This is a genomic window from Flavobacterium sp. Leaf359 (genome assembly GCF_001423985.1).
In the GTDB taxonomy this organism is placed as follows: Bacteria; Bacteroidota; Bacteroidia; order Flavobacteriales; family Flavobacteriaceae; genus Flavobacterium; species Flavobacterium lindanitolerans.
The window spans coordinates 241,807-260,440 of record NZ_LMPW01000011.1; the positions used below are offsets into that span (position 1 = coordinate 241,807).

The following is an 18,634-nucleotide window of genomic DNA, read 5'->3' on the forward strand; positions in this document are numbered from 1 at the left end:
TTTTGCGAGCCAATTCATTTTAAGACTTTAAATTGCACGCTTTAATTTCCTTTTATGGGCGAAAGCATTGCAAAAAATAATGGCCTTTTATTCAAAATAGTCACCAATCTTACTTTTTGGGTGCTGATAGCAATTATTTCTGGTGTTTTGGTTGGACATTATTTGCCTGAAACCGGCACAAAAATGAAGGTCATAGGTGATACTTTCATCCAGATTGTCAAGCTTTTTATCGCCCCGATTATTTTTCTTACTATTGTTTTAGGAATCAGTGGTATGGGCGACCTCAGAAAAGTGGGGCGCATCGGGATAAAAGCGCTGGTTTATTTTGAAATCGTTACCACATTTGCCCTGGCTATTGGCATTATAGCGGCTTATATTATCCAACCCGGAAAAATCGACAAGTCCGGCCTTGATATTCAGGATGCTTCAAAATACACTTCCAATCCAAGGACTGAATTTGACTGGTGGCAGTTTTTCATGGATAACTTCACCTTGCAGGTTTTAGCCCTGGCTATTGTTTGCGGCATTCTGCTCAATTATTACAACAAACGCGAATCTGTAGTAGCTACCTTATACAAAGCTTCAAAAATTGTTTTCAAGGCTTTAAAGTTTGTGATGCTCCTGGCACCATTAGGCGCATTTGGAGGCATGGCCTATACAGTAGGAAAGTTCGGATTGCATACTTTGATTCCTTTAGGAAAACTGATGTTTACTGTTTACCTGACTATGGCCGTTTTTATCTTTTTAATTTTGGGCGGTATCATGCGCTACTATAAAATGAGAATCTGGGACCTGATAAAGTACCTGAAAGCGGAGCTTTTGATTGTGTTAGGAACTTCATCTTCTGAACCTGCATTGCCCAATCTGATGGATAAGCTGGAACGACTGGGATGCAGCAAATCAGTCGTGGGACTTGTAGTGCCAACCGGATATTCGTTTAATCTGGACGGCACTTCTATCTATCTTTCAATGTGTGTCATTTTTCTAGCACAGTTATATAATGTACATCTTTCTTTTGGGGAAATACTGACTATTATCGGACTGCTGATGATTACTTCAAAAGGAGCAGCCGGAGTTACCGGAAGCGGCTTTATTGTTTTGGCCTCAACACTTACAGCTATTCACAAAATTCCGCTTGAAGGATTGGCTTTTCTTTTAGGGGTTGACAAATTCATGAGCGAAGCAAGAGCCATTACCAATTTTATTGGCAACGGTGTGGCGACTATTGTAATTTCTAAAAACGAAAACGAGTTTGTCGATATTGAAAATCCAATGGAGCTCGATTAGGATTTCCGTTTCAGGTATTCGTGAATTTTTTCCTGTGAACTTATTGGTTCTTTTTCATTTCTTACCGGAATATTTTCGAGCGATGTTCCTAATAAAGAAGCCTTGACATTATCGTCTAACTGAATTTTAAGAATATCGAGCATTTCTTCTTTGAGAATGGGGTCATATACCGGAAAGCAGACTTCTATCCTGTGGTATATATTCCTGTTCATCCAATCGGCAGACCCCATAAACAGTAACGGATTGCCATTATTTTCGAATACAAAAATACGTCCGTGTTCGAGATACCTGTCTACGATTCTGCGAACCGTAATGTTTTCGCTTCTGCCCTGAATTCCCGGTACAAGGCAGCAAATTCCACGAACAATCAGTTGGATTTTTACTCCTGCATTTGAAGCTTCGTATAATTTTTCAATCAGGCTTTTTTCTTCCAGGTTGTTCAGCTTGATGGTGATTCCGGCAGCAAGTCCTTTTATTTTGTTCTGGATTTCATTATCAATGAGTTTGATAAATTTTTCCCGCAGATTGAATTTAGCCACGAGCAAATGCTTAAAATCCATTTTGTATCTCTTCGGATTTTTTTTGATGGTAGCCAAAAGAAGGAAAGTCTTTTCCAAATCTTTCAGCATTTCCTTATGAGCCGTCATTAATATATGGTCTGTATAAAAACGGGCCGTATTTTCATTCAGGTTTCCGGTAGCCAATAATCCTATAGACGGGAGTTTACTTTGTTTTTTAAACTTTACCGGCGCTATTTTGGCATGTACTTTTAGTGACGGGATGCTGTGTACGATTTTAACTCCGGCTTTTTTCAATTGTTTTGACCATTTTATATTGTTCGCTTCGTCAAAACGGGCTTTCAGTTCTACTACAACAGTCACCTTCTTCCCGTTTCTGGCGGCACTAATGAGTGCATTGGCAATTCTTGAATCACTTGCCACGCGATAAAGCGTTACATATATTTCTTCGGCGTTGGGATGTATGGAAGCTTCGTTAAAAAAACGGAGTACGCTGTCGTAGGACTGATATGGCACATGCAGCATCAGGTCTTTTTCTGCAACGGTATCAAAAATACTCTTTGCTACAGGGGCGTCTAAAGAAACCGGAACCATTTCGGTATAAGAAAGGCTTTGTTTTTTTAGCGGTAATGAAGCCAGGTCCTTTAGATTATGGTAGCTTCCGCCCAGAACAATCGTGGCATCTTTTAGCTTGAAAGTATCTATCAGCGACTGTAAAAAAGGCGGCGGCATTCGGTAATCGAATAAAAAACGGGTGGCAAAGCTGTAATCTCTTTTGGCAATCTTCTTCTCCATTTTTTCGGCAATAGCCTCATCATATTCGTCGTCAAGTTCCAGAGCCGCATCGCGCGTTATTTTGAAGTTATAATCTGCCGGCAGTTTCTGGTCTTTGAAAATAAATTTCAAGCCAAATTTGATAATATCGTCCAGAAAAAGGATGTAGGTTTTTGCTCCTTTCTTAACGGCAAAAAATCGTGGCAAATCGTCTGATGGTATGTTTAGAAGAAACAGCTGGTGTGTGTCTGTATTTTCTTCGACAACAACAAGTTTGTATAATTTGTTGTTTTCCGGAAAGAAATCCGTTTCCTTTGTTATTTCTACAATCTGCAGGAATGCCAATACTTCTTTAAAAAAGTAATGGGTTATTTCGTTGTGGATGTTTTCAGGAATTGGCTCGTTGTACAGCAGATGGTATTTTTCTTTTTCGAGTGCGGGAAGAATCTTTTGGGTCATTATTGTTCCAAAAACCCGTTGCTGGTCGTCAACAATATGCTGTATTTTATCCAGAATGTGCTGATAGGCAAAGCTATTTTCCTTTTTGTTTTTGGAAATTTTTTTGAGTGCCATTAATGACGGTATCCTAACTCTGTAAAATTCATCAAGATTGGAAGAATAGATGGAAAGAAACTTTATTTTTTCAAAAAGCGGCACGTCATTGGCTTCTGCTTCAAGAAGCACTCTTTGGTTAAATGAAAGCCAGCTGATATCTCTGTCAAAAAAATCAGGTTTCTGGCTTACTTCTTTGGTCTTGGTTTCCAGAATCATATCGTTTTTAAAGTAGTTATAAAAGTATTAATTTATGATGATTATATCATTAAGATACTATTATCGTTTGCTTTTATACTTCTTTTTTGTTTACAATTACAACACAAAACGGTTTTCGCCTATTTCGGAATAACCAATAATTACCCGAATGGCAAACGTAATAAAGTAGTAACGTTTCCATCTGTTTTGGCTTGCAGTGCAAATTTTGTGGGAGTATTTTTTATTTTTTGCTTATGGAATAAGCAAAAATCAATAACTTTACGATTGTCTTTTACGTAAAGAAATGACATATAGGGTGCCATGACGATATATTTTTTTCTATATTCGTTGTTTGTTTTGTTACGATTTGTTGTATTTCCACATTTCTACAAAGCAAAGTAAATAATTTAATTTATAATAAACAAATTTATTTTTCATATGGATGGAAAAATTTTAAAAAAGAAATTACAATCACTTGACATCCAAATGACTGAAGTCGCAAAGAGATTAAACATTTCTCCTCAAAATCTTCAAAACCGATTCAAATCGAAAGAGATTACTTTGGATTTTTTAATCGAGGTTTCAAAAGCGGTAAATGCATCTGTTTATTATTTCATTAAAGGCACGGCTTATGAAAAAGAGTTTCAACAACCGGACAACGTGATTTTAAATGAACCGGACGGTGAATTTATTCCGAATGTGGTTGATGCCAAAAACCAAACTATTGAAATTTTACAACGTGAAGTTCAAGACCTCAGAAGCGATAAGGATTTTCTAAAAAAGATTATCGATTCAAATCTGGTGAAGAGGAATCCTGACTCTGATTTTGAACAGGCATAAACTTTTCTTGTTGTGCCTAATATCCGTTATATTAAGAAACCCTTTTTAGAGAGAATAATTTCTGCTGTTTTCATTTTTGCCAGCATTATATTGCTTTCCGGAGAACAAAAAGCGTTTGGAATTGTCACACTTATAATTGGCCTTGGCCTGCTTATCAGCAACTCTGTCTGTACGGGAATCGAAATCAACACAGAACAAAAATACTATCGTAAGCTATATTCTTTTCTGGGTATTGTATTTGGCGAATGGGAATCTTTTCCAAAAACGGAATACATTTCTGTCTATAAATCACGGGAAACACTAAATAGTCCCGCTGCCAACTGGCCTGCACTCACAAGCAATTCCTATATTGTCAATTCTTTTTGGGAAGACAGAAGGCCTATTACATTATATAAGTCCAATTCCAAAAAAGAAGCTCTTGCTGTTGCCAAAGATATGGCAGACGTCCTTGGCATTAAAATTCTCGATTCTACAGACGGGGAACAAAAGTGGCTTTAAAGCTGAGTTGATAAGTTATTAAGGGATTGAGGGACTAAGGTTCCTTGCTAATGCTTAGGGATTTATTGGGCGTAAACATTTTTGTTTCTATTTCATTTTAATATTCTTCCGAACAATTATTTTCTCTAATCAGTCTGCGTGTTTTACTTCTTCGCACACTGTCATAAAAAACACTCTTTTTTAATTTCTACAGGCAGAAAAAAGCCACTACCCGCATCACCAAATTTAGTGATAAAAAAATATACCAAAATTGTGGTATTGTATGCGTTTTTGAAATATTGCAACTTTGAAAAGTCAAAAAAACAGAGCGTTTTAAAGACATGCCCAAAAACTAACCTGCTAAATCTTTTGTTATGCATACAACTACTATTCAGAAAGTTGACTGCTTATTTCAAGCAAAAAATTCCAGCGTTGCACTTACTTTCAGGAAAGAAAAACTTTCGCACATTGCGAGAACATTTTTCTATGGCATACTTCTTCTGATATTACACCTTCCTATACGAATAAATAAATTCGATAATTCAACTATTAACTTAAACCTTTAAAACTATGTACGAACCATTTCTTGGACAAATTCAGACATTTGGATTCAACTTTCCTCCTAGAGGATGGACTTTCTGTGATGGACAAATCATGTCAATTGCGCAAAACACCGCTTTATTTTCGCTTTTAGGGACTACCTATGGTGGAAACGGACAAACAACATTCGCTCTTCCCGACCTGAGAGGAAGATCTGTAGTTCATCCAGGAAACGGGCCAGGACTAACTCCTGTTGTTTGGGGAGAAGTTGGAGGAATTCAAAACGTAACTTTAACAACAAGCAATATGCCTATGCACGCTCATCCTTTAGTTGACGGTCAGGCTCATGTTGCTACCACTATCCTTGCTACTAACAACAATAATGGAAGCAATACTACTGATGGTGGTTCCAACGGATTTGGAGATTCAGGTAATATGCCGGAAATCTACAGAGAAAGTCCAACGGGAACGAATGTAGTAGGCGGTGTGAAATCTGTAATCAGCGGTACTACCGGCATTGCAGGAGGAAGTATACCTTTTGGAATACGTAATCCATACCTTGGAATATACACGAGCATTGCTCTTGAAGGAATTTTTCCTTCCAGAAACTAATTAATATGGGGGAGTCACTTCCCCCTTTTATTTTATTATTTATGAAAATCGGAATATTGTTGCCCCAATCAAAACAATACCCATCATTAGACAGGGATTTTATGCGAGGCATGAAATTAAATGACCTGGACGTCAAATTTTTTATTGAAAGCATTGGCATTGGCGCAGATGAAAAAATAATTATTGAAAAGATGCAGAAGCTTTCTTTACAGGAAGATATCAGCATTTTTATTGGTTTTTTGGGACATCGCAACATCCAAAGCGTGTATGACTACGCTTCAAATCACAATCTTTTTTTATTGGCTACGGATATGGGCTCAACACTTCCTTATGCTCTGCCAAAGAAACAAGGCGTATATATCAATTCATTTGGTATTGCCGAAAGTTCCTATCATTTAGGCGCTTATTTTGCATCACAGAATTACAAAAACATAGCCACTTCGTCCTCATATTATGATTCAGGCTATGGCATCAACCAGGCCATTGAAATGGCACTTTATCAAAACGACAGTCAATTTTCAGGACATTATATCACGCCTTTGAATCCGAGAGAAAACGAGGCAGACTGTATGCAGGAGACACTGGCTCCATTAAAACCAGACGCCATATTTGCTTTCCACAGCGGCATCTATGCAGAAGAACATGCTTCCTATCTTACTAAAAACAAACTGACCCAAGACTATCCTTTTTATTTCACTTCTTTTTCTATATCAGATAAGATAAAGGAAGAAAACAGGGAGGCTCTTAAAAACACTATGATTGTATCCTCATGGTCGGATAGTTTAAGAAGCAAAAAGAACCTATCCTTTGTAGAAAAACATAAGGCTATATTTCATCAGGCTCCAAATATTTTCGGTTTACTGGGTTATGAAACCGGAATGATTCTGGAAAACTTATTAAAAGACAACGACAGTATTCCGAGTCTGGAACAGCTTATTGACAAAATGGAAGAAGCCCTGGAAGGCCCGAGAGGAAAAATACAGTTCCATCCGGAAACCAACAGAACCAGCTTTGACAACTATATTTTCAAAATTACAGACGATGGAATCCAAATTGAAACTGTCTTGAAAAATGACGGACAGTTCATCCAAAACATCATGTCTGACCAGCGCCCGCAATCTATGGGAGGCTGGCACAATGCTTATCTGTGTCATTAAACCTTAAATCAATCATATGAAAACAACAATTACTTTTTTTAAAGCCTGCCTGTTTTTCATGATTTGCCTCCTGAGCGGAGTCAAATCGGAAGCACAGACAATGAATAAAGGCGATATCGCCTTTATAGGCTACAATACCGGTGGCCAGGACGGTTTTGCGTTTATCGCATTAAATGACCTTCCTGCCGGACAGACGCTCTATTTCACGGAACAGGGATGGTCCGGAACCCAATGGATGAATACCCTAAACGAACCGCATCTTGCTTATGTTATTCCACCCGGAATTACGTGCGGCAAGATTATCTCGTTTGTAGAAACGGCTCCGGATGTAATTACAGTAACAGGAGGCGGAAGCGTTACTTTTGCACTGGGTACAAGTTTTAATCTTTCCGGTGGTGACCAAATTATTGCTTACCAATCTGCTTCTGGTGTAGCTCCGGCTGCTCCTGTTTTTATTTCAGCAATCCATGGAGATTACAATTCATCAAAGTATGACCCTGTAACAACATGGAATCCGGCGACAGGAAGTAACAGCACTTTATGGGCAACGTCTGATTCAGCCATACCAACCGACTTAGAAAACGGAGTAAATTGCATCTCATTATATCCGGCTCCAGGGCCAGAATTTGCAAATGCAAAATACAACGGAACTTTAACAGGAACTTCTATTGCACTTCGCGCTGCCATTAACAATCCTGCTAACTGGATGCATGACAATTCTACCAGCACGGCCATTCCTATACAGCCTTCCAATTTTCCAACACCTTCTGTGACATGCATCAACTGTACGAACCCAACCGTTCCTACATTGACAGCCTCTACGGCTGTACTTTGTAATGGAAGCAGCAGGACCATCACTATTACAGGAAGCCTGAACAGCGCTACAGCATGGCATGTTTATTCCGGTTCCTGTGGCGGAACATTAGTTACAAGTACCGCAACTGGTTCATTTTCTGTAAGCCCAACCACAACAACAACATATTATGTTCGTGGCGAAGGTGGTTGTGTAACGCCTGGAGCCTGCGCAACGATAACAGTAAGCGTAAATCCGGCTATAGTATTGACCACTGGAGGAGGCTCAACAAACGTAAGCTGCAATGGAGGTAATAACGGAACAGCTACTGTAGCTCCAACAGGAGGAACACCTCCATATACCTATTCATGGGCTCCATCCGGAGGAACGGCGGCTACGGCGACAGGACTGGGTGTAGGAGTTTATACCGTGACAGTAACCGATGCTAATTTATGCCAGGCTACACGTAATTTTACAATTACACAGCCTCCTGTCCTTAACGGAAGTACGGTAGTAACCAACGTTGCTTGCTTTGGAGGCAATACTGGTGCCATCAACCTGACTCCATCAGGCGGTACACCACCTTATACATTTAACTGGGGTGGCGGTATTACAACCGAAGACCGTACCGGATTGACAGCTGGTAATTATTCAGTAACAATTACTGACGCTAATTCCTGTACACGTACAATCAGCAACATTAATGTAACACAACCTGCTGCAGTTGTGTCCGGAACAACAGTAGTAACAAATGTTGCCTGCTTTGGAGGCAGCACCGGAGCAATCAATTTAACTCCTACCGGAGGAGTACCTCCCTATACTTATAACTGGGTTGGCGGTATTACAACCGAAGACCGTTCTGGATTAGCAGCAGGTACTTATTCAGTAACAATTACGGATGCCAATGGCTGTACAGGTACTGTTTCAGGCATTACAGTAACACAACCGACTGCTGCATTAGGTGGCACAGCCATAAAAACAGATGTAAGTTGTAATGGTGGTTCTAACGGTACTGCAACCGTATCTGCCAGCGGAGGAACACCTCCATATACCTATTCATGGGCTCCTTCAGGAGGAACCAACGCTATGGCTACAGGACTAGCGGCTAACACATATACAGTTACTGTAACCGACAACAATGGTTGCCAGATTACAAGAACTGTTACTGTTAACCAACCGGCAGCAGCTTTGAGCGGAACAATTTCAAAAACCGACGTAAGCTGTAATGGAGGTAATAACGGAACAGCAACCGTAACAGCTACCGGAGGAACAACACCTTACAGCTATTCATGGTCTCCATCAGGAGGAACGAACGCTACGGCAACAGGATTGGCAGCAGGAACTTATACTGTAACCGTTACTGATTTCAACGGTTGCCAGATTACCAGAACTGCTACTGTTAACCAACCCGCAACGGCTTTATCTGCTGCAACAGGTGGCGGAAAAACGGATGTAAGCTGTAATGGTGGCTCTAACGGAACAGCAACCGTAGCGGCTACAGGAGGAACACCGCCTTACAGCTATTCATGGGCTCCTTCAGGAGGCACGAATGCTAGCGCTACAGGACTGACTGCAGGAACTTATACCGTAACTGTGACTGATTTCAACGGTTGCCAGGCTACAAGAACCTATACTATCAACCAGCCAACAGCCTTATCTGCTGCAACAGGCGGCGGCAAAACAGACGTAAGTTGCAATGGCGGTGCTAACGGAACGGCAACAGTAGCGCCAACAGGCGGTACGCCACCCTATACCTACTCATGGGCGCCTTCAGGAGGAACGGCGGCTACGGCCTCAGGATTGGCTGTGGGAACTTACACAGTAACGGTGACTGACAATAACAATTGCCAGGTTACAAGAACATTTACTATCAACCAGCCAACAGCCTTATCTGCTGCAACAGGCGGCGGAAAAACAGATGTGAGCTGTAATGGAGGTTCCAACGGAACGGCAACGGTAGCGCCAACAGGCGGTACGCCGCCCTATACCTATTCATGGTCTCCTTCAGGAGGAACGGCGGCTACGGCTACAGGACTGGCTGTGGGAACTTACACAGTAACCGTGACTGACAGTAACAATTGCCAGGTTACAAGAACATTTACTATCAACCAGCCAACAGCCTTATCTGCAGCTACAGGAAGCAAGACTGACGCAAGTTGTAATGGAGGTACTAACGGAATGGCAACCGTAACGCCAACAGGCGGTACGCCACCATATACCTACTCATGGACTCCATCAGGAGGAACGAATGCTACAGCAACAGGACTGGCAGCAGGAACCTATACGGTAACTGTAACCGATGCCAATAACTGTCAGGCAACCCGAAGTTTTACAATAAATGAACCAACCGCATTGACAGCCACCACATCACAGAATAATACTAGCTGCAATGGAGGTGCAAACGGAACTGCTTCTGTTACGGTTTCAGGAGGAACACCTGGATATACTTATTCATGGTCCCCATCAGGAGGAACAGCTGCCACGGCTTCTGGATTGGCTGCAGGAACCTATACGGTAACCATAACTGATGCCAATAACTGTCAGATTACAAGAAACTTCACAATTACCGAGCCTGCTATATTATCAGCTACAACATCACAAATTAATGTAAGTTGTAATGGCGGTACTAACGGAAGTGCTACTGTTACAGTAACAGGAGGAACAGGCGCTTATTCCTATGCATGGGCTCCATCCGGAGGAACAGCGGCCACGGCTTCTGGATTGGCTGCAGGAACCTACACGGTAACTGCAATTGATGCCAATAACTGCCAGATTACGACTACTGTCACAATAACTGAACCTGCTGTACTATCAGCTACTACAGCGCAAACTAATGTTCTTTGCAACGGTGGTGCTACCGGAAGCGCTACAGTTACGATAGCAGGAGGAACAGGCCCTTATACCTATTCATGGGCTCCATCCGGTGGAACAGCGGCTACGGCTTCAGGATTAGCCACAGGAATTTATACTGTGACCGTAACTGACGCCAATAACTGCCAGCTTACAAGAACTTTCACAATAACTGAGCCTGCTGTATTATCCGCTACAACATCGCAGACAAATCTAAGTTGTAACGGTGCCACTAATGGAATCGCTGGTGTTACAGTGACGGGCGGAACAGCTCCTTACACCTATTCATGGGCTCCTTCAGGAGGAACGGGCGCTACAGCAACAGGACTGGCTGCAGGAACCTATACGGTGACAATCACTGATGCCAATGCGTGTCAAATCACAAGAAGTTTTACAATAACTGAACCTACTGCATTATCAGCAACTACATCCAGCACTAACGTAAGTTGTAATGGAGGTTCTAATGGTTCTGCAACAGTAACAGTTACTGGCGGAACAGGTGCTTATACTTATTTATGGGCTCCATCCGGAGGAACAGCTGCTACGGCATCTGGACTTGCGGCCGGAAACTATACCGTAACAATCACTGATGCTAATATGTGCCAGATTACAAGAACGGTTTCCGTAACGCAACCTTCTCCAATCGTAATCGTTCCATCACAGTCCAACGTGAGTTGTACAGGTGGCTCTAACGGTTCGGCTACAGTAGGAGTATCAGGAGGAACAGGTAATTATACCTTCTCATGGGCACCTTCAGGAGGTACCGGAGCTACTGCTACCGGATTAGCGGCAGGAACCTATACTGTAACTGTAACTGATGCAAACTCTTGTACAGCTACACAAAGCTTTACTATTACTACCACCGCAGATACAACACCGCCAACTGTTGTTACTACCAATATTACGGTACCACTTACGGCAGGAGTTGCTACAATTACCGCAGCACAGGTGAACAATGGAAGTACAGACAATTGCGGCATCGCCAGCATTTCTGTTTCGCCTAGCACTTTTAACTGTAGTAATGTAGGCCCAAATACCGTAACATTAACAGTAACAGATAACAGCGGCAATACCGCAACAGGTACGGCTACAGTAACTATCACAGACCCTACCAATTTCTGTGGTCTTTCTGTACCGGAGTTTGGAGACATCAAAATGAGATTGTATCCAAACCCTACCAACGGAATTGTAACTGTTGAATTCTCAAGAGATATAACGGCAGAAAAGATAGAAGTTTATTCAATCACCGGACAGCTTATTCTTTCTGACACCAATACAACAACTCAATCAAGCCGTCAGTTTAACATGGAAAGATTCCCTTCAGGAGTTTATCTGGTTAAGATTACAACTGCTCACGGAACACAAGTAAAACGCTTGATGAGAGAATAATTTAGTTAGGTTAAAGTGAATATAGTTACCCGAAACCGCCCATGCAATATGCATGGGCGGTTTTTTTCTGATTAAAAGCTAAAAACGGCTTAACAAATCGGATTGCTTTTTTCGCTAATTTAGTAGTACCGATTTAATCCCTTAAAAACAAAAAAGATGATAGCAACAAAAGGATACGCTGCCCAGGACAATAAAAGTCCGTTAGCGCCATGGAACTTTGAAAGGCGTGAAGTTGGTCCTCATGATGTGCAGTTCGACATACAATATTGTGGAGTATGCCATTCAGACCTTCATCAAATTAAAGATGACTGGTTTCCGGGAATTTTCCCAATGGTGCCGGGCCACGAAATTGTAGGACGGGTTGTCAAGGTTGGTGACCATGTTAAAAAATTTAAAGTAGGCGATATTGCCGGAACCGGATGTATGGTTGATTCCTGTCGGGAATGCGAAAACTGCAAAAAAGACCTGGAACAATACTGCCTTAAAGGAAATTCGCAAACCTATAACGGTTTGGAACAGGACGGAAAGACGCCTACTTACGGAGGCTACTCCAATACTATTGTAGTCCATGAAGATTTCGTTCTGCATGTTTCAGACAAACTGAATCTTGCAGCTGTTGCTCCGTTATTATGTGCCGGAATCACAACCTATTCACCTTTACGCCACTGGAAAGTAGGAAAAGGACACAAACTGGCTGTACTTGGTTTGGGAGGTTTGGGTCATATGGCAGTAAAATTTGGGGTATCGTTTGGAGCGGAAGTTACGGTTTTAAGTACTTCTCCTTCCAAAGAACAGGATGCCCGAAAACTTGGCGCCCATAATTTTGTGGTAACCACAGATGAAGCACAGTTGGCAGCGGCCCGAAATTCTTTTGATTTCATCTTAGATACGGTTTCTGCAGAACATGACCTGAATCTGTATCTTTCTTTGTTGAAAACAGACGGCACACACATTTGTGTTGGTGTTCCATCCCAACCTGCTCCTGTTGCGGCGTTCAGCTTGTTAGGAGGGCGAAAAAGCCTGGCCGGTTCCGGAATTGGAGGTATCGCCGAAACTCAGGAAATGCTTGACTACTGTGCAGAGCACGGCATTGTTTCAGAAATCGAAATGATAGACATCAAAAATATTCAGGACGCTTATGACAGAATGCTGAAAGGCGATGTGCGTTACCGTTTCGTTATTGATATGGCGACTCTTTAAAAAATAAAAAATTATTATTGGCTTTATGCGGAAGAATATACTTTCTGCATAAAGCCAATTTTAGTACTGTTTTCTCTTTACCTCTTCCCTGCTCTTTTTGTATTTCGAAAATTCAGACAATCCTTTTAAGACAAGCCCGGAAGTTGTTCTCCATTGGCATCTGTAGTCAAAACTTCACTCATATAATCAAAAAAAGGACGCATGTTTTTGAAGGTCTGGTCTGCTTCTTTCAAAAAAGAAGGACTTAACACCTCAGCATCTGCAAACTTTCTGATTAGCAGGAATTGTTTATAGCGTAATAAATCAATAGCCTCATCTGTAGTATCAAAGCCTTTTGGCGCTTTCTTTAGCTGTTCTCCCTGCAAGGAGCCGAAAGTTTTTACGAAGGATTTACTATTTATAATTTTTCGTAAAGGTTCCGGGTCAAAACTGATGTCTTCACGAATGCGTTTGATATCTTCTGTATTGGGAGCCCAAAAACCACCGGCTATAAAACTGTTGCCGGGTTCGATATGAAAATAATAACCTCCCCTGCGCAAGGCAGTTGCTCTTTTAAAGCCACCACTCCAGTTGGTTTTGTAAGGTGTTTTATCTTTCGAAAAGCGGGTATCTCTGTAAATCCGATGCAGGCTCTTTTTACCTGAAACCGTTTCGATAACATCGTGGTTTCGGAGTTCCTGTAATAACGACTCCGCAAATTTTTCTATAGCATTGTATTCTTTCAAATACAGGTCCTTATTATCATTAAACCATTCCCTGTTATTATTTTCTTTGAGCTGTTTTAAAAAGTCCATGCTTGAAGCAGGTATATTTGTCGGCATCTTTGAATCCATGTTTTTGGTTTTGTTCTGTCAAAGTTAGTTCCTTTTTGAATGGTTTTCAATGTAAAAAAGCTGTATTGACGAATCGATTTGCGTAATACATCCATAAGACAATCATTATCTATCCTTTATCTAATCTAAAACTTTTCCTTTCGCTAACAGTAGATTGATTTAAGGTTTTTACTGTTTTTTTATATTCTTTATTACCTTCTAAACTCCATGGGGAAAGCACAATTGATAACATGATAGCTCCTGACTTCCCATTAATTCTTTCAGTAGTAAAGGAATAACCTACATTTGTCTGAATAGCCAGCAAATCAAAGCCTATCGAAGGTCCGAAATGAAAAAATTGCCCTGGCATACTTTCTTTAGAACTGAATGAGTATCCTGCTCCTAATTCTCCATAAAGGAATAAATAACGATAGCCATAATGAACACTCATATTACCTGTTCTGGTGTCTGGATAATATCCAACAGCTGCCCTATAAGTAGAACCTGCAACAAAACAAAGACCTCCTAATGTGGCATTACAATCGCATTTCTTCTGAGGAGTGACTTTTTTTATTCCTAAAAAAGCCCCATGTCTCAAATGGTCATCAAATCTATATTCAATAGAAGGCAACAGGAAGGAACAGTTTTTTTCATTATCCAATCCTATGGTATAAGGAGCATCCAGTAATGGCACTTTCTCTGCTTCTTTATCATTCAATGCTGTTTCTATATCCTGCCCTATTACATTTTCAGTAAAAACAGTCAGTAAAATCAATATTCGTATTATTTTTTGCATTTTTCTGTTTTTAAGATTCAAAATATTCTTCAAGCTTTAAGCTTCAGATAACCGCTAACGGTTTTAGAACCCGTACAGCTTCCATTAACCTTAACAACGACGGTCTTTCCTTTTCCTATAAGACTACTTCCGCTCCAGAATGTCAATATATTGTTGTTATTGTCTTTAATTGGAATGTTATCTATAATTACCTGGAAGGTTGCGTCACTACAGTCAAAAACTTCATGGACTTCAATAATAAATTCTTGTTCCGTCTTTAGATTTGCCACGAGAATTTCTTTGTTTAAGGACGGATACCCTACCCATGGTATTACTATTGCTCCTATTTCGGGTTGCTGGATTATTTTCCAACCACCTTTTATCATTCTTCCAGGTTTTGTCTGCCGAATAAAAATGTTCTTCCCTTCAACAGCAACACAGCCGCCTTCATAAAGTTTTGCGGGAATAGTCAAACCATCAGCAACAATTTCAAATTCCAAGATAGCGTCATCCATCATAATTGTATTTTGTATGGAATATACTTTTGGGTCTAAATTATTAGTTGCGGTTATACGAGTAAAAGAACCAGGACCTGAAGTAGACCATCCTCCCACGTTTAAGGTATTTTGCGAATAAGTAATTGTTACGATAAAACAAAAGATAAAAGAGAAACTGTTTTTCATAAGTATATATTTTCATGTCTATTCTGAAGTAGCATTTAGTTTATTTTGAAGTTCTTGTATTCTTACATCCTGTTCCAATTGCCTAATAAACTTGTCTTTAGGGTCGACAGGTTCTTCTTTTTTAAACTTATCCAAAATATCGGAAGCTTTTTCTGGAATAGCATTCAATTTTTCCAAATCAACAGTAGCGGTAGTTCCAGAGACAGATAGAATAGAACCTAATCCGGGGTGCAACTTGAAAGTCGTATTTTTCATATTGGAAGGAGCCGCAGCTACAATTCCGTACTGCGGAATCATAAGATCAGTTTGTTTTTCAACAGTACTTGTTGAATTTGTTTTTTTCAATATCTGGAAACGGGTCTCAGCAGGAATGTTATAATAAAAAGATGCCTTACCTTCTCTTTTATTGTTAGTTCCTACTACTTCCCCTATTCCCTTTTCAATTTTTTGAACTTGAACATACATAGTTTCTGTAGGAGTAATTTGATTATTTTCGAATCCTGTATTGACATAATTTGAAAATTCCGGCGCCATTTTAATCCCTTCAGTTTTGTTAACAGATAAGAGCATTATTTTGTTATAGGTAATTACATTATTATTTTTTGTAATCATTTTTTCCGGATCAATTTCAAATTGAACTTTTACAGTTTTAGTTGTAATCTTCCCAGTGAAGTCACTAAGTAGTTCATCTCTTAACTGTTTTACTTTTTGCAATTTGAAATCCACAACTTCTTTACCGGAACCATCAGAATTTTCAAGAATCTTATCCTGCATACTTTCATATTGTATTATCCTATCGTATTTCTCCTTAGCTAACCTGTATTCTTTTTCTTCTGTTTTACTACAAAGATCTAATCCTGCCGTAAATGCCTTTTTTTCATCACCTTTTAATGTTGCTAAACCCGGAACGAGAGTTGCATAATTAACTATAGTACTAATCAAAGGAATTATCTGATTTTCATTTTTAATATCTGATGAGGTCAATTCTCCTTCTTTGGAATATTCGAGAGAAAAATCATTTTTATTCAGAAAATTTCGACTCATATTCATCTGATAAACTTTGGTCTCATCAAGGATAGATCTCGATGTAATTTCTATATTTTTTATCTTAAAAGAAGTCCCCGAAGAATCTTTCTTTTTGATATCAAAACATCGAGCATATTTACTAAAATCCCCATCTTCTACTGTCTTCTTCTCAATTTCAAAAGAAACTATTAAGATTGTTTTAGGTAATGCATAATAAAAACCGTTTTTAGTAGATGTGGCGGTAGAATTTAGTTGCGAGGTTCGTACTGTTGAGCAACTCCACAAAAGGATAATTGCAAATAGTGTGATAATTTTTTTCATGATTAGTTAATTTTAAAAGGTTGTTGGTTTAAAAACTGAGGCGATGTATAACCCGTATAAAGGGTTGGAAAATTTTTTTTGTGCCGCATGGCCTGACTTATATTATTGAAATAGTCTACATAGCTCCCTTGAAATGATTTATCTTTTAAAACAGATTCAATTGTGGATGTAAAGAGACTAGTAGAAGCAGATGCAGTAGTATAATTCCCATCCTGTGTAGCTCCTAGATATAAGAAATCCAGCTCCATTTCATTTGCCTGCTTACTTTCGAAATAATCTATAGAGTAAGCTGGTTGGAATCTTTGACTAAAATTCAGATTTAATTTATAGACGGAACCGGAATTACAGGCATCTACAATAAATAATACTCTTGCTCTGGTTTTAATGCTGGTAAGTATTTCATAGATTTCATCATCAACCAATTTTCTGTCAGCAGTTATTAATACTTCATCTTGGTAATCTTTTTCATCTTGTATCCCTGTATCAGGGATTTGATCACCATGTCCAAAAAAATAAAAAACAAAGAGGTCGTCTTCTTTTAATTTTGTCAATTGTGATTGAAGTTCCAACTTAATCACGTCTGCCGTGGGAGAATGTAACTTAGTAATACACTGCTTTTCAAATTCATTTTTAAGCAATATTTTTTCCATTGCTTCAATATTATAACGTGCACTTCTCGTAAATACATTGCTATAACCTGGAAGATCTGTTTTTGCCATCCCTATTAATAAAGCATAACCATTTTTTTGTGGTAAAGCCATTTCTAAAGTAGGCTCTTCCTGTTTTTTTGTTTTTGCACAGGAAATTAAAGACAGACTAAACAATATGGTATAAAAATTTGTTTTCATAATGTATAATTTGAATTATTATCCAAAGCTATTTTGATATAATTCAAAGCACAATAGGGAAAACCCTATCTCCTGCAAGACTTTTACATAACCTACTGAAATAATGATAAATACAATAAATTATTAAGAAAAAAGTGATATTTTAGCCAGGCTAGCTGAAGAATAGGGTAACACCTAAAAGAAATAGGGAAAACCCTATTGAGTTGGAAGTATAGAAAAGTAAACTTTGTAACAAACTTAATTATCAACCTCCAATATTTACATTATGAAAAAAACAGTATTATTTTTAATCTTGTCATTGGTGATGATGGGATGTAATGACAAGAAAAAAGAAACAGTTTCTGAAGACAAAATTCAAAAAATTCAAAGAAAAGACATAGTAGCAGGAGCTCCAACTGACTGCGAAAACAATCCTATAATGAAATCTCTTCGCTCCATGTCCCATTCAGAACGGGAAAAATGGCTTAATAAATATGGTGAAGCAATATGTATGTATGACTTATATAGCTGTATTGAAAACATTCATTTCATTCATGATACAGTATTTAGACGATTAGCAAGACAGCATAGCAGGAATACAACAGGTATCAAGTTGTATGAATTACCATGGAAAGATTTGGAATCTTTCATTAAAAAAGAGGGAATCAAATGTTATGATGCCTATATAGCTTTTGATATTGACGCTGAAAATAATAAAGTGAGTTTAAGAAAAACTCCTTTTTCAACAACAGAAGCTACATATTCAATCCCGTTGTTTGAAGGAATAAAAAAAGTACATGGAAACATCCAGACAATTTATGTGACAGATGCAGTAGTGGGTAAAAAAGTAATAAGTAAAGAAAGAATCATTTTTAAAGTGAAAGATGCATCTGGAAATTTTTTTCATTATGACATTAGTGATGATCCAGCTATAATGAATATGTAAAAGCAAAAACATTTCTAATCTACAATTAATATTTTCATGAGCTTTTTTGAATTACTA

Annotated in this window: 14 protein-coding genes; 8 read left to right on the forward strand and 6 right to left on the reverse strand. The window is 39.1% G+C overall.

Annotated elements, in window-relative coordinates; translation table 11 throughout:
* Positions 1-54: 54 nt before the first annotated feature.
* Positions 55-1,287, forward strand: a complete 1,233-nt coding sequence (locus tag ASG38_RS07960) for a cation:dicarboxylate symporter family transporter (RefSeq protein ID WP_056068901.1) — start codon at positions 55-57, stop codon at positions 1,285-1,287.
* Here ASG38_RS07960 and ppk1 read toward each other — a convergent pair.
* Positions 1,284-3,350, reverse strand: coding sequence for a polyphosphate kinase 1 (ppk1, locus tag ASG38_RS07965; RefSeq protein WP_056068903.1), 2,067 nt, complete (start codon positions 3,348-3,350; stop codon positions 1,284-1,286). The genes ASG38_RS07960 and ppk1 overlap by 4 nt on opposite strands.
* A gap of 417 nt (positions 3,351-3,767) precedes the next feature.
* On the opposite strand from ppk1, the gene ASG38_RS07970 reads away from it, so the two are divergent.
* The 6 genes from ASG38_RS07970 (at position 3,768) to ASG38_RS07995 (ending at position 13,187) form a co-directional block, all read left to right on the forward strand.
* On the forward strand, positions 3,768-4,169 hold the full coding sequence (locus ASG38_RS07970) for a helix-turn-helix transcriptional regulator (protein ID WP_056068905.1): 402 nt from the start codon (positions 3,768-3,770) through the stop codon (positions 4,167-4,169).
* Between the two features lie 12 nt (positions 4,170-4,181).
* Positions 4,182-4,667 carry a hypothetical protein gene (locus ASG38_RS07975; protein ID WP_056068907.1) on the forward strand — a complete coding sequence of 162 codons (486 nt, stop codon included), beginning with the start codon at positions 4,182-4,184 and terminating at the stop codon, positions 4,665-4,667.
* Positions 4,668-5,216: 549 nt separating this feature from the next.
* Positions 5,217-5,798, forward strand: coding sequence for a phage tail protein (locus ASG38_RS07980; RefSeq protein ID WP_056068909.1), 582 nt, complete (start codon positions 5,217-5,219; stop codon positions 5,796-5,798).
* A gap of 41 nt (positions 5,799-5,839) precedes the next feature.
* The gene (locus tag ASG38_RS07985; RefSeq protein WP_162239675.1) at positions 5,840-6,955 is read left to right on the forward strand and encodes an ABC transporter substrate-binding protein; all 1,116 of its coding nucleotides are present in this window, start codon (positions 5,840-5,842) and stop codon (positions 6,953-6,955) included.
* 16 nt (positions 6,956-6,971) lie between these two features.
* Positions 6,972-11,987 carry a T9SS type A sorting domain-containing protein gene (locus ASG38_RS17660; RefSeq protein ID WP_056068913.1) on the forward strand — a complete coding sequence of 1,672 codons (5,016 nt, stop codon included), beginning with the start codon at positions 6,972-6,974 and terminating at the stop codon, positions 11,985-11,987.
* Between the two features lie 156 nt (positions 11,988-12,143).
* Positions 12,144-13,187, forward strand: coding sequence for an NAD(P)-dependent alcohol dehydrogenase (locus ASG38_RS07995; protein ID WP_056068915.1), 1,044 nt, complete (start codon positions 12,144-12,146; stop codon positions 13,185-13,187).
* Positions 13,188-13,312: 125 nt separating this feature from the next.
* On the opposite strand, the gene ASG38_RS08000 is transcribed toward ASG38_RS07995, so the two are convergent.
* The 5 genes from ASG38_RS08000 to ASG38_RS08020 all read right to left on the reverse strand — a co-directional run bounded on the left by ASG38_RS08000 (position 13,313) and on the right by ASG38_RS08020 (position 17,652).
* On the reverse strand, positions 13,313-14,020 hold the full coding sequence (locus ASG38_RS08000; protein ID WP_056068917.1) for a DUF2461 domain-containing protein: 708 nt from the start codon (positions 14,018-14,020) through the stop codon (positions 13,313-13,315).
* Positions 14,021-14,129: 109 nt separating this feature from the next.
* Entirely contained in the window at positions 14,130-14,795 is a 666-nt protein-coding gene (locus ASG38_RS08005; protein WP_056068919.1) for a hypothetical protein, read from the reverse strand.
* A 29-nt stretch (positions 14,796-14,824) separates the two neighbouring features.
* Positions 14,825-15,457, reverse strand: coding sequence for a hypothetical protein (locus ASG38_RS08010; RefSeq protein ID WP_056068921.1), 633 nt, complete (start codon positions 15,455-15,457; stop codon positions 14,825-14,827).
* 18 nt (positions 15,458-15,475) lie between these two features.
* The gene (locus ASG38_RS08015; RefSeq protein ID WP_056068923.1) at positions 15,476-16,804 is read right to left on the reverse strand and encodes a DUF4831 family protein; all 1,329 of its coding nucleotides are present in this window, start codon (positions 16,802-16,804) and stop codon (positions 15,476-15,478) included.
* A gap of 2 nt (positions 16,805-16,806) precedes the next feature.
* Positions 16,807-17,652: a caspase family protein gene (locus tag ASG38_RS08020; RefSeq protein WP_056068925.1), complete on the reverse strand. Its 846-nt coding sequence runs from the start codon at positions 17,650-17,652 to the stop codon at positions 16,807-16,809.
* Positions 17,653-17,917: 265 nt separating this feature from the next.
* Between ASG38_RS08020 and ASG38_RS08025 the strand changes: the two genes are divergently transcribed.
* Positions 17,918-18,577: a hypothetical protein gene (locus ASG38_RS08025; protein WP_056068928.1), complete on the forward strand. Its 660-nt coding sequence runs from the start codon at positions 17,918-17,920 to the stop codon at positions 18,575-18,577.
* Positions 18,578-18,634: the final 57 nt, after the last annotated feature.

Coding starts and splice junctions, on each gene's coding strand:
- ASG38_RS08010 (WP_056068921.1), bottom strand. CDS start 15,457: ATGAAAAACAGTTTCTCTTTTATCTTTTGTTTTATCGTAACAATTACT.
- ASG38_RS08025 (WP_056068928.1), top strand. CDS start 17,918: ATGAAAAAAACAGTATTATTTTTAATCTTGTCATTGGTGATGATGGGA.
- ASG38_RS08005 (WP_056068919.1), bottom strand. CDS start 14,795: ATGCAAAAAATAATACGAATATTGATTTTACTGACTGTTTTTACTGAA.
- ppk1 (WP_056068903.1), bottom strand. CDS start 3,350: ATGATTCTGGAAACCAAGACCAAAGAAGTAAGCCAGAAACCTGATTTT.
- ASG38_RS08000 (WP_056068917.1), bottom strand. CDS start 14,020: ATGGATTCAAAGATGCCGACAAATATACCTGCTTCAAGCATGGACTTT.
- ASG38_RS08015 (WP_056068923.1), bottom strand. CDS start 16,804: ATGAAAAAAATTATCACACTATTTGCAATTATCCTTTTGTGGAGTTGC.
- ASG38_RS07995 (WP_056068915.1), top strand. CDS start 12,144: ATGATAGCAACAAAAGGATACGCTGCCCAGGACAATAAAAGTCCGTTA.
- ASG38_RS07985 (WP_162239675.1), top strand. CDS start 5,840: ATGAAAATCGGAATATTGTTGCCCCAATCAAAACAATACCCATCATTA.
- ASG38_RS17660 (WP_056068913.1), top strand. CDS start 6,972: ATGAAAACAACAATTACTTTTTTTAAAGCCTGCCTGTTTTTCATGATT.
- ASG38_RS08020 (WP_056068925.1), bottom strand. CDS start 17,652: ATGAAAACAAATTTTTATACCATATTGTTTAGTCTGTCTTTAATTTCC.
- ASG38_RS07970 (WP_056068905.1), top strand. CDS start 3,768: ATGGATGGAAAAATTTTAAAAAAGAAATTACAATCACTTGACATCCAA.
- ASG38_RS07980 (WP_056068909.1), top strand. CDS start 5,217: ATGTACGAACCATTTCTTGGACAAATTCAGACATTTGGATTCAACTTT.
- ASG38_RS07960 (WP_056068901.1), top strand. CDS start 55: ATGGGCGAAAGCATTGCAAAAAATAATGGCCTTTTATTCAAAATAGTC.